The organism is Paenibacillus dakarensis, assembly GCF_001373415.1.
Lineage (GTDB): Bacteria > Bacillota > Bacilli > Paenibacillales > Paenibacillaceae > Paenibacillus_AQ > Paenibacillus_AQ dakarensis.
The window spans coordinates 55,246-69,658 of the sequence record NZ_CDSE01000087.1 but is presented as its reverse complement, the minus strand read 5'-3'; the positions used below and the strand labels follow the sequence as shown (position 1 = coordinate 69,658).

Here is a 14,413-nt window from a genome sequence, read left to right as displayed (position 1 = left end):
CATGTTTGTCACCTCCTTTTCACGTTGTATGAGTTTATTATGGTTGAAAGGGAAGGATCTCATGCGTAAGATACACACATCATTCTTGGTAATTATTAGTGCAGAATATAAAAAAAGCCCTGAAGTTATCAGGGCTCGTAAATGTTCAATTCAATCTTTCGAGATTGGATAGTGGATTTGCAATTTTGTATTAAGCTCAATCATTTGATTAGGCTCCAGGTTAATAAGACCGGTCAGTTCATTTGGGAGATCGAGATTCGGTGCGTTAGGAATCCAGGTGTAAGGCTCGATGCAGAGGAATTGATCGGCCGTTCCTTTCGTATATAACACCCAATATTTAAAGAATGAGCGGTCCGCTGAGTATTCAATGGAATATCCATCATCTCGAGTGAGAAGAGCTTCAGCCGGCGCACCTTCAGGAATTTTAAAAATGGTGTCCAGATCTGACCCCTTCAGGTTACATCCGGTGTTCAATGCTTCCAGTTTGCCAAGAGAAGAGAACTCTCCTGTTGGGAGAAGCTGTTCATCAAGCGTACAGATTCCATCAACCGGAAGTTTCAGCGTCCATTGATCGGGGCGTCCGTCGAGGAGGAGCCAAGTATGGTATCCAAGCCCGAAAGGAATAGAGCGGCTTCCGAGGTTAGTAACCCGTAAACGTTGATGAAGTTCAGATCCTTGCAAGCGGAAGGTCATTTGTAATTTCAATGGTTCCGGCATTTGATCTATCCAGCGCGGGTCACTTGATGTTAAAAATTCCGTAGTGACAGCGCAGCCCTCATCATCTTCTTCAATATCACTAACGCACCAAGCTTGAGTACGATGCAGTCCGTGGATATGATTTTCGTTAGCTGTATTTTGATCAAATTGATAACTGGTTCCATCGTACTCGAAGCGGCCTTTAGCGATCCGGCCAGGTGGAATTAGCATCGGGATGCCGAAATGGTAAGGTTTTTGTAAGTAGAATGCCAGCTCACTTTCTTCAGGCTTACGGAGCACTTGGCGTTGTTCTTGCTGGTCCTTTATTTCGATGACATTGTTACCGAGACGCGGAAGGAGTGTCACTTCTAGTCGTCCAGTGTTTAAGATGTACGTGTCGTATCCATTCCATTGTCCTTTGGTCACTTGATTCATATCGATGCTCCTTTACCACATTAATCAATAGTAGATGATTAACTCCATCATAACAGATTTTACGAACAGACGTAAAAAAAATGCATGTCATATTTGACTGGATTCAATAGCCATAATCCTTTATGTCAGGAGCGTCTGCGCTTTGCCTTAATAATAAAGCCCCACCCGATATTGAATACCGAAAGAATAGCTAGCAGGATAGCTAGTAAGACATTATGGCTAATTGAGATAGCTGAAGCGCTTAGCAATAGAATGGATGAACAGGCAAACCAAAGGGAGAGTCCTTTGCTCATGTATAAAAACCTCCAATGTTTTGGGATTTAACGCCTCTCGGATTTTTACAAAATACTTAGGTATAATGGTGCGAGAAAAAGACATAATAAGCTTGCAAGCTTGCACTGGAACACAGACCTATCAGTGAAGGGAGATTTGATAAACATGGCACAACGAGGTTCCCGCAGTAATAATTTGGTAGTACCGCAAGCAAACGCCGCTTTGCAGCAGCTTAAAATGGAGGCTGCTCAAGAGCTGGGTGTCACTATCCCACAAGATGGCTATATGGGTCATTATACTTCACGTGAAACTGGATCGCTTGGTGGATATATCACAAAACGTTTGGTGCAAATAGCGGAACAGTCCCTTTCTGGACGCAACTTGTAATTACATTTTTATAAAGTGCATTCAAGTCCGAGCAGCAATGCTCGGGCTTTTTTATGTGCGAGAACTTCCTTACGGTGCCGGTCATTCTTAGACAAATTGTGCCTTACTGGAAGGGCCACCGTCAAGCTGGAAAACTTCTGTTAAAATTCACCGAATTGTCATATTGGTCGAATGAATTCGGAGGATTGCGCAACACTTATTCGTGCTGATATGATAAACTTTATAGCGGAGGCATCTTTCTCCATAACGACAGAACAAGGAGGAACGTTTGAAACGTGGAAAATCACATGAGTTACCAAGCTCCTTCGGATTCCGTAACACTGGCTTCCGCAAAATCCAACCCGCCTGAACAATCGGGTACTTGGAAAGATTTCATTACTGTGACAAAACCCGGGATTATCCGGTCTAATTTAATAGCGGCTTTTGCCGGATTTTGGCTTGCTTCCCAATGGGACATACAAATTGGATTGATGATCATGACACTTCTCGGAACCGTACTTGTTATGGCATCGTCTTGTGTTTTTAATAATTATTTTGACCGTGATTTGGACATGAAGATGGAACGGACCCGTAAGCGCTCTCTCCCTACAGGTCGCCTCACCCCAAATGTGGTGTTATGGTACGCGATCACTTTAGGTGTTGTAGGCCTGGCGGTCCTTTTCATTTTCTCAGGCGTGCTGGCAGGCATATTTGGAATTGTAGGTATGTTTGTATACGTAGTGGTCTATACGCTCTGGCTTAAACGGAGCTCAACCTGGAGTACATCGGTTGGAGCTATTTCCGGTGCTATGCCGCCGGTCATTGGTTATGTTGCTGTTACACATACGGTAGATATGGGGGCATGGCTGTTGTTTGCCTTACTGTTCTTATGGCAGCCACCTCACTTCTGGGCACTTGGTATTCGCCGTGTTGAAGAATATCGTGCAGCAGGGTTTCCGCTGCTTCCGGTGGTAAAGGGCATTAAACGGACTAAAATCCAAATGATACCTTATGTGGCGCTGTTAGTTCCGCTGCCTGTATTGATGTATGCGTACGGCTATGCCGGAGTCTTTTTCCTGGTGATCTCACTGCTGTTATCAATAACCTGGCTTTATCTTACTATTAAAGGCCTTCGTGCCCAAGATAATGAAGCTTGGTCCAAAAAAGTATTCCTCTTCTCCATTAACTATTTGACGCTTAGTTTAATTGTTCTCGTTCTTAATACAGTTCATTAACCTAGAGTTGTCTTCTCTATATAAAATATAGGTGGAATGAAGGGAGAACGGGCTTGAATGTCATCGCTCAAACAATTTAAATGGACTTGGCTGGTGCTTGCAGTATGCATTATTGCAGCCATAGCGCTCGTATACAACGCATTAGGTATCGGGAAGAGTAAGTATCCTGTTGTTGGACAGGTTGCGGACTTTACGATGGAAAATGTGGATGGGAAAACGGTGTCGAGAGATGACACTAAAGGACAAGTAAGGTTGATGTATTTTTACTTCACAAGCTGTCCTGATGTATGTCCTGTAACGACTTTTTTGTTGTCCAAGGTTCAGGATGAACTGAAGAACGACGGCACATTCGGTAAAGATGTGAGCTTTGTCTCCATTTCCTTTGATCCTGTGACGGATACGCGTGAGAAGATCAAGGAGTTCGGGGATCGATTCTTCGCAGATTACAGCGGGTGGTATTTTCTCCGCGGAGACCAGGAGAAGACAAGGGAACTGATGGAAGGCTCCTTCAAAATTCCGCTGCTCGGCAAAGATTCATCGAACTTTACACACGGGAACTATATAGCATTGGTCGACCGCGATAATAATATCCGGAAAATGTACAATGCAGCAGACCCGGACAGCGTGCAGATCGAAGAAGTTGCAAAGGACGTTAGAGCATTAGTTAAGGAATAATATATACATTAAAAAAAGCGTTGGAACTATCAGGGGACTGACCCCAGTCTCTTTGATGGTTTCACGCTTTTCTTATTCCCTGAAAAGCCTAAGTAGGCATAGGAGGGGGATAGATGATAAACTCCTCCAACCCGGCTTTTTCTAGCTGGGCTATCACATATTCATCAGGTGTACCTTCCACTCCTGCATACCCCCGTCTCGTATAAATGTGAGTGGCATCAGGGAATACATCGCGGAGTACACCTCTGATCTTTTTACCTGAGCTGTCATTATCCATAAAAAGATACACTTCATGATTTCGAACCTGCTTGTACAACGATTCCAGCTTCAGAGTGTTTAACGTACCGAACGTGCAAAGGATTGTAATATCCGGAGTTAGAAGCCGGCGAAGCTTGCTGCGGTCATTTTTGCCTTCAACAATAATAAAAATCGACATTTATGTCACCTCTGTCCTATTTAAGGCATGTCCCTGTGAAATTCCCCGGGAAATGTCGCAGAATCATGGTGGAACTGGCTGTGTACTTAGTTTAACTTGTCAGCGAGTCTTCATGCAAAAAAAAGAAAACGGCCTTTGTCTCAAAGGCCGTAGTTGAGTTGTTGAATTTTAGTAAAAACAGCTAAGAATGATTACTAGTAAAATATACAGAACCAAAATCATTCCAACAGAGGAGCCGCCTTTCACTGTATGACAGTGTTTATGTTCGTGACTCATTTATCTTCACCCCTTATTTGAATCTCGGTGGTCATTTGCCACAGTGTATACTATGGTCCAAATATCCAAGTGGACTGTGTGTTGGCCTATTGGGAGGTGAATGATATTTATCATAATCAGCATTTTGCAATGAGATCCATGTTAGACGCTTATCCCTGCGGGAATTTCAACGGATTGAGTTTTTTTATGGAATGGAAGGAACAGCAAAATAATCATCAACAAGAGAAAAGCAATAAAGTAAGGAGAAATTACGTCTCTAATCTGTCCTGAAGCAATAGGGCCTATAAAGGAACCGATCGACATTGCAATGGATTGGTATGAGAACACTTTGCCGAGTCTCCCTCCTCCGCTTAATTCAATAAATAGCGAAGAGAGGGCGGGGAACAGCAGCCCTTTGGCTATGCCCAGAGTAAATAATATCGCGATAAGCGGAAGCTGATCTGCTGCCGCCAGGGCATAGAAACATAATGCGAGTCCAAAGATGCCCAGGGCGACTCTCTTGACAGGTGCATATTTGTTCAGAAATAGCATGCTAAGTGTAACTAACGCACCGAGGCTTACACTCGAAAAGAGAAGACCGGTGGACATAATGCTTGCTTGACCGTTGGCCCGGAGAGGGAGCTCAAAGAACAGAATGCCTTGTGAACAAGCAGTGGCAAAGGGAATAAGGTACAGGCGAAGGCTGAAAGGAAGCGCCTTGGATGCTTCTTGAGGTTTGTTGTTGCCCCCCTGGCTGACAGTGAGTTTAGATGGTTTTGGAATGGTGAGATAAGCCATAATTCCTGTGAAAATCAATACCCAGCCCAGGCTTTGGAATGTTCCTGAAAAGCCTGCTTTTGCTACGATAAAGGCCCCTGCTGCCGGGGAGAGGACAGATGCAAGCGTATGAACGACACCGTGTCCTGACATGTATTTCCCTTGTGTTACGGGGTCTTTAGATAGGGAAGCCAGAAGTGCAAGGCAGGCAGGAGACAAAAAGGCAAGCACAAAACCGCTGACGGAGCGGAGTGCAAGCAGCTGCCAAGGCAGCTGTACATGGGCTTGCAGCAGCAGGATTATACCGGCAAACGTCAGGCTGAAGATGATATATCGCCGGCTCCCTTGCTTGTCAATGAGGTTTCCGGCAAGCAGGTTGCCCGGCAAATGTGTTAAAGCATAAATGCCCATCATCCATCCAATGAATGTCGGGGCGGCACCGAGCGATATCGCAAACGGTGTGAGAACAGGATACTGGGCATGCAGATCAAAGAATGCCAGAAACAAAAACATGTACAACCAAATCGCTGTTTTCATAGAAGCACCTCCTACCCGCATCTAAGACAGGTTATGTTAATACTTGTACGCCCTAGCTGCCAAGCTTATTCCCTTTATTTACGGATAGGAGGTCTTACTGACAGTTTTAGAGGGAATCATGTATAATCTATAAGAACGGTTAAAGGTAGCCGCAGACACGTAAGTGATGGGAGTGAAAAGTGGAATGGATGCACAAGTATGGCTGGAATTTCTGAAGCAAAACTGGCTGGTGATCGCCATTGCCTTGATCGTGCTATTTATCGTGGTTAATTTGGTCAAGACGGTCATCAAATGGGCTTTGGTTGTTCTTATCATTGGGGGATTGCTTATCTATAGCGGGATATCCATAGACCAGATTGGCGAGGTTGTAACCACGGTCAAGAACGAAGCTGTAGATACGGTTAAGACTGAAGTTATGAACATCATGATGAAAGAGGCAAAGGAAGCAAAATATACATCGAATGGTGATGGAACATTTACGGTGAAATCACCCAACCTGGAGCTCAAAGGAAAAGCCGGTGGGAAAGAAGTAGAAGTGAATTATAAAGGAGTTTCTGTCGGTAAATGGGATATGAACGAGACGATAAAGGAATTTATTGCTCAAGCAAAAAAGAAATAATGCAGCTTAGAAGCTAGTCTCAGAAAGGAGGGGTTGCCATGTTAACAGCATGGACCAACAGTCTGAGGGAAGGAAATGGAATTACAATCCTGCTGCTGTTAATTATGGCCTTTTCTTTCATCCAGGGGTGGAATCGGGGGGCATCTCGATCGGCTGGGAAACTGGCCTATTTTATCGGGGAAGCTCTTCTTCGTTTAATCGGTTTAGCGATCTCTGTTCCTTTCACATTATGGTTATCTCCCAAAGCCTCAGTCTGGTTTGAATCATTGGGAAGCCGTATTCCCGATAAGGAGCTTAAGTTATGGGAACAGATTTACTATACATTGGTTAATTCGATGGCGGATTTTCCGCTGCTGCGGTTTGCCGTTCTGTTTATGATCAGCTATAGCATGATCCTTTTTATACTCCGTCTATTTGTATCCTTGACCATAAGCGGAAGATTAGGGCTATTTGGTTCAAGAGCAGATAAACCGGCAAGTGCTGGCAGCCGTATCGCAGGGGCTGGGATTGGTATTATTATTGGAATGGTACGGAGTATTGTTGTTATTGCTATTCTGTTCATCTGGGTCAGCCTTTATCCGGATCATTCGTTCAGCCGTTATGTAGAGTCTTCACCTGTGTACAAGCAGGGAGCACAGGCAGTAATTGAACCGTTATCCGGTTCGTTGGTGCGGGATAAGCTGCCTGTGTTTACTCAGTCTGTTCAAGAAGAGCTTAATGGCATTATGCAGCAGAAATATGAGGTTGTGGATCACGCTATTCCTGAAGGGATTGAGCAGACTGCTGCGCATGTCATGAAGGGGGCCGATACGGATGAAGAAAAAGCCCGGAAATTATATGATTGGGTAGGAACCAGGGTGTCCTATGACCATGAAAAAGTGAAGTTATATGAGGAACAGCGGATTTGGAAGGAACAAACACCTCAAGACACCTATGATACCCGTTCAGGTGTGTGCATTGATTATGCAAGACTGTATGCGATGATGGCTCGTTCTCAGGATCTGAAAGTTCGGGTTGTTACAGGACGGGGCTATAATGGCCAAGGCGGTTATGGGCCGCATGCATGGAATGAGGTTTATCTGCGTGAAAAACAGGAATGGATACCTCTTGACCCAACATGGGCACAGAGCGGGAACTGGTTTAATCCTCCCCGCTTCAATGAGACGCATATTAAAGAACAGGTATTTTAAGATTTAAAGATAAACAGATAGAACGGAATATGATCAAGATGGCCTGTTTCCAGGCCATCTTGATTTCATTTCGCCCGGTTCATGTCACATTGTGGAAAGGTGAATCAGGGCTACACTTTGTGTTAAGATGATCTTATGTGAAAGACAACAAAGGGGAGAAATGCAAGGTGAAAGGTTTTAAAGCGGGCAAGCGAAAGCAAGATGAAGGGGATGCCGGAAGCCAATTTAATTTAAGAATTAATTTGTTCTTTTTCAGTACATTTATTATATTTTGCGTTATTATTGTCCGACTTGCGATCCTGCAGTTCGTGGAAGGTCCTGAACTGACAGAGCAGGAAACCGGAGGCCGGACGAAGAACTTTCCGCTTCAGCCGATCCGGGGGAGCATTATTGATGCGTCGGGAACGCCGATCGCTTTCTCTAAGCCCTCGAATGCGCTTTATGTCACGCTGCTGAAGAATTACAACAGTCAGACGGAAAAAGGAATGGAGAACCGTCCGGAAATCGAAGCATTTGCAGAGAAGATGCGCAAGGTATTTGATGAGCATGGTGCTGCCGATGCGGAGAAGCTGACGGTAGAGGACATTCTTGACTTGCTGGATCTGGATTCGAAGAAACAGGGCGGATATGAGCCGCGAAGAATTAAAGGGGATCTGACCGACAAGGAAGTCGCTTATTTCATTGAAAATAAAGATCAATTTCCTGGCATAGAGATTGTTGAGGAAAACGTTCGTTATTATGATAAGGATACAGTTGCAGTACAAACGATTGGTTATTTGAAAGAGTTTAAGGGAGTTAAATCTCTGGATAAGTATAAGGAAATTGATGAAGCGAACAAGGACCAGAAAGACCCTGGACTTAAGTATACGGAAACCGAGTGGGTTGGCTATGACGGAATGGAGATGATGTTCCAGGACGAGCTGCGCGGCAAGAATGGTTATATGAGCATACCAATCAATCCGCAAAACATGATTGATGGCGTGCCGACGATGGTTGCACCTGAAAAGGGAAATAACGTACACACAACGATTCATAAAGATATTCAGATGAAAGCAGAACAGGCGATTGTCGAACAGCTCGAATGGCTGCGTACAACTCCGTTCTCAGGCCGAACGCACCCGGATGCCAAGACAGGATATGCGGTTGCCATGGAGGTGGATACAGGCAACATCGTTGCGATGGCAAGCATCCCTGACTATGACCCTAATGTATGGAAGGATAATACAGATGATTGGGATAAGGTAACTCCTTTCATGGGAAATGGTACAATTAGCCCGTTTAGCTCAGGCCGATCGGCTAATAATCTGGAGTCAGTCCTGCTTCTTGGTTCCACGGTTAAACCGTTAAGTGTCCTGCTTGGTTTGAACGAGGGATTCTTCGGAGTGAATGATTATTATTATGACAGAGGATATGCAGAATTCGGTGGAGACAAGTCGAGGGTCCGTAACTCCCAGTCGAAGGCCTTTGGATCCATTGACCCGGCGCTTGCCCTTCAGAATTCGTCCAATGCTTTCATGATTGATATGGTAGGTAAACAATTGTTTAATAAATATGGTGCCAAGGGTATTGAAGTATGGGACAAATACATGAAAGACTTCGGGTTGGGTGTTTCTACAGAAATAGGGCTTCGAGGTGAGTATAAAGGTACCATTGAATACTTCAATATTGAACAGGCGGGTAGCCCACTGGCTGCACTGGTATTTGCTTCCTTCGGCCAATCCGGTAAGTATTCCACGATGCAGCTGGCTCAGTATGTAACGACGCTGGCTAACCGCGGAGAGCGCATCAAGCCGCAGCTGGTTAGTGAGATCAAGGACCAAGAGGGCAATGTTGTTAAGAAATTCAAACGCGAAGTTCTAAATAAAGTGACATTCCCCGATCAATATTGGAATGAAGTGATAAAAGGGATGAACACACAAGGGTTACCGTCTTTTGAAGGCTTTGGTTATGACTTTGCCCGTAAGACAGGTACATCCCAGCAAGAGGTATATGTTAATGGGAAAAGAATCCTGACGGATAACGGGGTGTTTATCGGGTTCGCTCCACGGGAAAATCCGAAGCTCGCCGTAGCTGTTGTTATTCCGGAAGGCGGTTTTGGTGCTTATAGTGCTGCACCAGTAGCTCGCAAAATATTTGATGCGTATGATGAAGTATACGGACTCGACGGTACACCGCATCCCAAGACAGATGAAGCAGAGGACGGAAGTGCAGAAGGGATTACTCAGTAATCCGTAAAACTTAGGTTCAATTTAACAAAAGCAGGCTCGGGATAACAAGGATCCTGGGCCTGCTTTTTCAAACCGAAATTGAATTTAAAAGGCAAAATGAAGCTGTTTCTGTGGGCTTAGTGTATGACATAAATGGTTTGTGGTAAAATGTCGTTATGTTTAAACAGTACAGATTTTTAGGGGGATCAGACCATGACTCATAAATACAAATTGCTGGCATTAGATATGGATGGAACACTGCTTCAGGATGATAATGAGATTTCTCCCGAGACGGTGAAATGGATTAAAGAGGCAGTTCGCCAAGGAATTCATGTATGCTTGTCCACAGGGCGCTCGTTCAAGAATGCATATCCTTATGCGCAGCAATTGGAGCTTTCAACCCCGATGATTACGGTGAATGGAAGTGAAGTATGGCGCGCTCCTTATGATTTATACCGCCGTGCGCTGCTTGATGTTAAGCTGGTGCGAAAAATGCATGAAATTGCTGAGGAAACGGGATCATGGTTCTGGGCGTATACAGTCGATCGCCTGTATAACCGGGAGATGTGGGACGAGAACATTGAAAACCAGGAATGGCTGAAATTTGGATATCATAATGAGGACGATGATGTGCGCCATCATATTCTTATGAAACTTCAGGAGATGGATGGACTTGAAATAACAAACTCATCGCCCTACAATTTCGAAATTAATCCTAAGGGAATTAACAAGGCTGAGGGAATTAAACAAGTATGCGGCTTGCTTGGACTTGAGATGTCACAGGTCGTAGCTGTGGGTGATAGTCTGAACGATTTAGCAGCGATTCAACAGGCGGGACTGGGTGTGGCTATGGGCAACGCTCAGCAGACGGTTAAGGATGAAGCAGACATCGTCGTAGCGAGCAATAATGAGGATGGCATCACAGAGGTTATCCGCAATTATATTTTGCGCGGGGAGTGATTGAATAGATGGATATACTAGGTTGGATCATAGTCATAGCTTTATTTCTGGTCGGGATGGCTGGTGCTGTTTATCCGATTTTGCCTGGCGTAGTCGCCATCTACTTGGCATTATTCGTCTATGGCTGGTTCTTTACGTTTGAGCATTACAGTGTGTTCTTCTGGATAATTCAGACGCTCATCTTAGTAATTCTGTTCGTCGCTGATTATGGAGTCAATGCGTGGGGTGTGAAAAAATTTGGCGGTTCAAAAGCATCCATCTGGGGCAGCACTATTGGGCTGATTTTAGGGCCGTTCGTTATTCCTGCCTTTGGCTTGATTATTGGTCCATTTATCGGGGCGTTTATAGGTGAGATCTTGGCAGGTTCTAACCCAAGCAAGTCGATGAAAGTGGGCCTTGGCTCCGTACTTGGTCTGTTTAGCAGTGTTGTCGTTAAAATTGTTCTGCAGCTTGCCATGATTATTATATTCTTGATTTGGATTTTTTAAGGTAAATACTTCATTGGTGTCTGCCTATCGGAAGAAAGAAGGGTACTTATTTTGTCTAAGAAAGAGTCTTTCATTAAAGGTACAATTATATTGGCTGCAGCGGCACTTGTGGCCAGGGTATTAGGGCTTGCTCAGCGAATTCCGCTGGAGCACTTGCTCGATAACGTAGGGGATGCGTCTTTTACGATTGCAAATAATGTATATTTAATGCTGTTAGCTTTAGCAACGGCAGGAATACCTAGTACGCTTAGTAAAATGGTATCTGAACGTTACGCGCTGAATAAACCATCTGAAGCGAAGCGCATCTACCAGGCGGCCCTATTCTTTTCGGCTGGTGCTGGTATTGTAATGACTTCAATTCTCTATTTTGCTGCTCCTTATTATGCTACATATGTAGCTGAGGTGCCTGAGTCGGCAGCAGCTATACAGGCACTTGCACCAGCGCTGCTGCTGTTCCCGACGATTGCAATGATGCGCGGATATTTCCAAGGCAGAAACTTTATGACTGTTGGGGGCGTATCGCAGATCGTTGAGCAAATTGCCCGTGTGATCACAGGAATTGGACTTGCATATATTCTTGTTCGTATGGGTTACGATGATACTTGGGTAGCGGCAGGGGCTTCCTTCGGCGGTGTGCTGGGGAGTGTAGCGGCATTTGGTGTAATGATCTTCTTTGCCATAAAGCTGCGTCGTCAGGATCAGAAGCTGCAGCTGCCCGGTCCGGACACATCCATACCGCTTGGCGGGATATATAAAGCGATCTTTACGCTGTCGATTCCGATTGTACTATCGTCTCTTGCAGTCCCGGCTATCAATTTCATTGATGGTTCTATTGTTAAACCGCTGTTGACTGGAAACTTCGGAGCAGAGGAAGCAACTGCCGCTCTTGCAGTTCTTGGTACACGTGCACAGAGTATTGCCGGTATTCCTCCGATTTTAGCCATCGCGCTCAGTCAGTCATTAATACCGATCATTTCTGCAGCTTATGCTAGAAAAGATCAGAATCATCTGCAGCGCCAGGTCACACTTGCACTTAAAATATCGATACTTACGGGAATGCCTATTGTGCTTGCTCTGGTTGCGGCATCCTATTCTGTGAACGGACTTCTGTTCAGCTCGTTGAACGGCAGCGGAATCATTGCCATGCTGACCTTCGGTACGATATTCCAGATTACGATGATGACCTCAGGCTCAATCCTGCTCGGGATTGGTAAAGCCAAAATTTCAATGGTTCACGTTATGATCGGGATTATCGTTAAGCTGGCTGCAAGTGTGCTGCTCGCTCCGCTCTTTGGGATCTATGGAATTATCGGTGCGACGGCACTCTGTTTCCTCGTTATTACGGTGCTTAACCTGCGTTCAATTAAAACCATTGTTCCATTCTCTATACTGGGTTCCCGTTGGAGTGGCTTTATCATCACAGGTCTTGCAGCCTTAGCTGCAGGTTACGGGGTTAACCAGCTCGGGAATCAATTGGTTGATGTCATACCAGCGCGCATTGCATTTTTTATTAGCTGCTTGTTGGTAGGAGCAGTCGTGGTAGTTATCTATCTGGTACTGCTCATCATGCTCGGTGTACTTCGCCAGGCAGAGCTCTCCAGCTATCCTCGGGTAATACAGAAGCTGTTCCGGCCGCTTATGCGGCTTCAGCCTTCACGGCTTCGTGAGCGCGGGTAAGAGTCTATATATATGAATAAGAGGCTGTGGTGAGTCTCTGTATTAAACAACAGGCCGCTCAGGGGGAATCCTTGAGCGGCCTGTTTGTTAGTTCAAAGAAATGTGAAATTCATGGTTGGCTCATGTGACTTTGGATATCATGAACATAGGCGACCCTTTCAAGTCCGGCTCTGTGAGCATGGGTCATATCTACGAGGAGAGGACGTACAGGCTTGGTAACATGCCGGAGCATGGAAGGATCCCGGAACCAATCATACCGAGGAATAGGCTCGTATTCCGTATCACGCCAGACATCCTCCAGCAGAGGACTGTATAACCGATGATCGGCTGCAAGCCACTCGGATTTCAGCAGCTCTGTGCTTTCTGTATTGGAATTCATGGCAGGACAAGGCTGGGTTGTGAACAATGCGGGCCAGTATTCTGCACGCGAGCCTAGATGGGGTGTGCCCTGAACATATTCAAGAACGCCCCGATAAATTTGTTCATATCCAAACAGCATTGCATACAGTGCTTTACCACTTTTAATCCGGGCTGACGGATTATCAAAATGATTTAAGGTTAGCCCGGCTAAAGGCCGGAGCGGGATTATGGATTCATGGAACAGATCATGCTTCCACCTCATTTCGCCGAGTGGAAAGATGATCTGATTTAAACGAGCGAGCTCATGTAGTCGAAAAGAAGGATTATTCAACACATGTTTGCGAAAAAAGGGATGCTTCACCACTCGGCCTTCAATATAGTTCTGTTCATTGATGATCAGGGCAACAGTCAGTAAACTGCTGTTTCGATCCAGCCAGAATCTGTCCCAGAATGGTGTCATGAATGCAGATATATGAAAATGCGGAAGCAGGTGAAAACAGCTTTGTTTCCATTGTCTGCTGTACTTATAGAGCAGCAGCTGCGGATATGCATCTTGAAAGATCAGGGCGTTACAGCGTTCAAGGAACCGGTATAAATCGTTCTTAAAGCGGTCGTCTGTTAAATCAGACATAAGACCACTTTTGATGTCGGACATATTCCAGCCGCCGTTTCTTGAAACCATGTGGGCCAGTAATGCCCAGTGGATCTCCGGGAATTCATTAAACAATTCAAGATAAGCGCGTGTTCGTGTAATATTGCTTTGATTAGCGGCGGCAACAGCTTCATAAATGTGCTGAACAAGCTGAAGATCAGTGGAGGACATCTGAGCAGAGTTCCTTAGGTCCTTTAGGTCTGCCAGTTCTTTCGGTTCACTGTCTAGTTTTATTGTTTGGCCGGCACGTTCACGAAGGCACCCTTCAGCTGTTTTATCCAGTAAGCACAAGATGCTTCTGGCAGCACCTTCATTCCATTTCAAGTCGGTACGGTTCCTCCGGAGCTCACTGGACGCCATCCAAGCAGCTGCAAAACCGTTGATTGCTTCCGCAGCCGTACGGGGGAGAGAACGCAGCAGCGACCATATCGAGCGGTTGCTCGTCTTGGGATATACGGAATAATTCATAAGGCACCTTCTTTTCTCGATGTCAGTGAATTTATTATCAGTACGGCCTTTAAAATTTGACTTCCACTCCACATTTTGCTTCACTTAGAATGAACGAAATCATACGG

The 14,413-nt window shown here is 45.2% G+C and carries 13 protein-coding genes; 9 read left to right on the top strand and 4 right to left on the bottom strand.

The window, feature by feature from the left end:
- Positions 1-150: 150 nt before the first annotated feature.
- Positions 151-1,131, bottom strand: coding sequence for an aldose 1-epimerase (locus tag BN1234_RS19000; RefSeq protein WP_054958218.1), 981 nt, complete (start codon positions 1,129-1,131; stop codon positions 151-153).
- Positions 1,132-1,569: 438 nt separating this feature from the next.
- Between BN1234_RS19000 and BN1234_RS18995 the strand changes: the two genes are divergently transcribed.
- The 3 genes from BN1234_RS18995 to BN1234_RS18985 all read left to right on the top strand — a co-directional run bounded on the left by BN1234_RS18995 (position 1,570) and on the right by BN1234_RS18985 (position 3,680).
- Complete coding sequence (locus tag BN1234_RS18995; protein WP_054958217.1) at positions 1,570-1,791, top strand: alpha/beta-type small acid-soluble spore protein; 222 nt, start codon at positions 1,570-1,572, stop codon at positions 1,789-1,791.
- 275 nt (positions 1,792-2,066) lie between these two features.
- Positions 2,067-3,005 (top strand): heme o synthase, encoded by a 939-nt coding sequence (gene cyoE / locus BN1234_RS18990; protein WP_054958216.1) that lies wholly within the window; start codon positions 2,067-2,069, stop codon positions 3,003-3,005.
- A 57-nt stretch (positions 3,006-3,062) separates the two neighbouring features.
- A complete protein-coding gene (locus BN1234_RS18985; RefSeq protein WP_054958215.1) occupies positions 3,063-3,680 on the top strand; it encodes an SCO family protein in 618 nt (205 codons plus the stop codon).
- Between the two features lie 88 nt (positions 3,681-3,768).
- Here the strand turns inward: BN1234_RS18985 and BN1234_RS18980 are convergent, their stop codons facing one another.
- Both BN1234_RS18980 and BN1234_RS18975 read right to left on the bottom strand, forming a co-directional pair.
- Positions 3,769-4,116 carry a toprim domain-containing protein gene (locus tag BN1234_RS18980; RefSeq protein ID WP_054958214.1) on the bottom strand — a complete coding sequence of 116 codons (348 nt, stop codon included), beginning with the start codon at positions 4,114-4,116 and terminating at the stop codon, positions 3,769-3,771.
- Between the two features lie 417 nt (positions 4,117-4,533).
- Positions 4,534-5,685, bottom strand: coding sequence for an MFS transporter (locus BN1234_RS18975; protein ID WP_054958213.1), 1,152 nt, complete (start codon positions 5,683-5,685; stop codon positions 4,534-4,536).
- Positions 5,686-5,869: 184 nt separating this feature from the next.
- Between BN1234_RS18975 and BN1234_RS18970 the strand changes: the two genes are divergently transcribed.
- From BN1234_RS18970 to BN1234_RS18945, 6 genes are all read left to right on the top strand, one after another.
- On the top strand, positions 5,870-6,304 hold the full coding sequence (locus tag BN1234_RS18970) for a hypothetical protein (protein WP_054958212.1): 435 nt from the start codon (positions 5,870-5,872) through the stop codon (positions 6,302-6,304).
- Positions 6,305-6,342: 38 nt separating this feature from the next.
- Positions 6,343-7,494 carry a transglutaminase domain-containing protein gene (locus tag BN1234_RS18965; protein ID WP_054958211.1) on the top strand — a complete coding sequence of 384 codons (1,152 nt, stop codon included), beginning with the start codon at positions 6,343-6,345 and terminating at the stop codon, positions 7,492-7,494.
- Positions 7,495-7,661: 167 nt separating this feature from the next.
- Positions 7,662-9,722 (top strand): peptidoglycan D,D-transpeptidase FtsI family protein, encoded by a 2,061-nt coding sequence (locus tag BN1234_RS18960; RefSeq protein ID WP_054958210.1) that lies wholly within the window; start codon positions 7,662-7,664, stop codon positions 9,720-9,722.
- A gap of 192 nt (positions 9,723-9,914) precedes the next feature.
- The gene (locus tag BN1234_RS18955; RefSeq protein WP_054958209.1) at positions 9,915-10,661 is read left to right on the top strand and encodes a Cof-type HAD-IIB family hydrolase; all 747 of its coding nucleotides are present in this window, start codon (positions 9,915-9,917) and stop codon (positions 10,659-10,661) included.
- Between the two features lie 8 nt (positions 10,662-10,669).
- Complete coding sequence (locus BN1234_RS18950; protein WP_054958208.1) at positions 10,670-11,149, top strand: DUF456 domain-containing protein; 480 nt, start codon at positions 10,670-10,672, stop codon at positions 11,147-11,149.
- A 51-nt stretch (positions 11,150-11,200) separates the two neighbouring features.
- Positions 11,201-12,826, top strand: a complete 1,626-nt coding sequence (locus BN1234_RS18945) for a putative polysaccharide biosynthesis protein (protein ID WP_054958207.1) — start codon at positions 11,201-11,203, stop codon at positions 12,824-12,826.
- 109 nt (positions 12,827-12,935) lie between these two features.
- On the opposite strand, the gene BN1234_RS18940 is transcribed toward BN1234_RS18945, so the two are convergent.
- The gene (locus BN1234_RS18940) at positions 12,936-14,306 is read right to left on the bottom strand and encodes a DUF2515 family protein (RefSeq protein ID WP_054958206.1); all 1,371 of its coding nucleotides are present in this window, start codon (positions 14,304-14,306) and stop codon (positions 12,936-12,938) included.
- Positions 14,307-14,413: the final 107 nt, after the last annotated feature.

What these genes read in the sequence shown, in the direction of transcription:
- BN1234_RS19000 (WP_054958218.1), bottom strand. Translation starts at nt 1,131, where the DNA reads ATGAATCAAGTGACCAAAGGACAATGGAATGGATACGACACGTACATC.
- BN1234_RS18995 (WP_054958217.1), top strand. Translation starts at nt 1,570, where the DNA reads ATGGCACAACGAGGTTCCCGCAGTAATAATTTGGTAGTACCGCAAGCA.
- BN1234_RS18985 (WP_054958215.1), top strand. Translation starts at nt 3,063, where the DNA reads ATGTCATCGCTCAAACAATTTAAATGGACTTGGCTGGTGCTTGCAGTA.
- BN1234_RS18980 (WP_054958214.1), bottom strand. Translation starts at nt 4,116, where the DNA reads ATGTCGATTTTTATTATTGTTGAAGGCAAAAATGACCGCAGCAAGCTT.
- BN1234_RS18975 (WP_054958213.1), bottom strand. Translation starts at nt 5,685, where the DNA reads ATGAAAACAGCGATTTGGTTGTACATGTTTTTGTTTCTGGCATTCTTT.
- BN1234_RS18970 (WP_054958212.1), top strand. Translation starts at nt 5,870, where the DNA reads ATGGATGCACAAGTATGGCTGGAATTTCTGAAGCAAAACTGGCTGGTG.
- BN1234_RS18965 (WP_054958211.1), top strand. Translation starts at nt 6,343, where the DNA reads ATGTTAACAGCATGGACCAACAGTCTGAGGGAAGGAAATGGAATTACA.
- BN1234_RS18955 (WP_054958209.1), top strand. Translation starts at nt 9,915, where the DNA reads ATGACTCATAAATACAAATTGCTGGCATTAGATATGGATGGAACACTG.
- BN1234_RS18950 (WP_054958208.1), top strand. Translation starts at nt 10,670, where the DNA reads ATGGATATACTAGGTTGGATCATAGTCATAGCTTTATTTCTGGTCGGG.
- BN1234_RS18940 (WP_054958206.1), bottom strand. Translation starts at nt 14,306, where the DNA reads ATGAATTATTCCGTATATCCCAAGACGAGCAACCGCTCGATATGGTCG.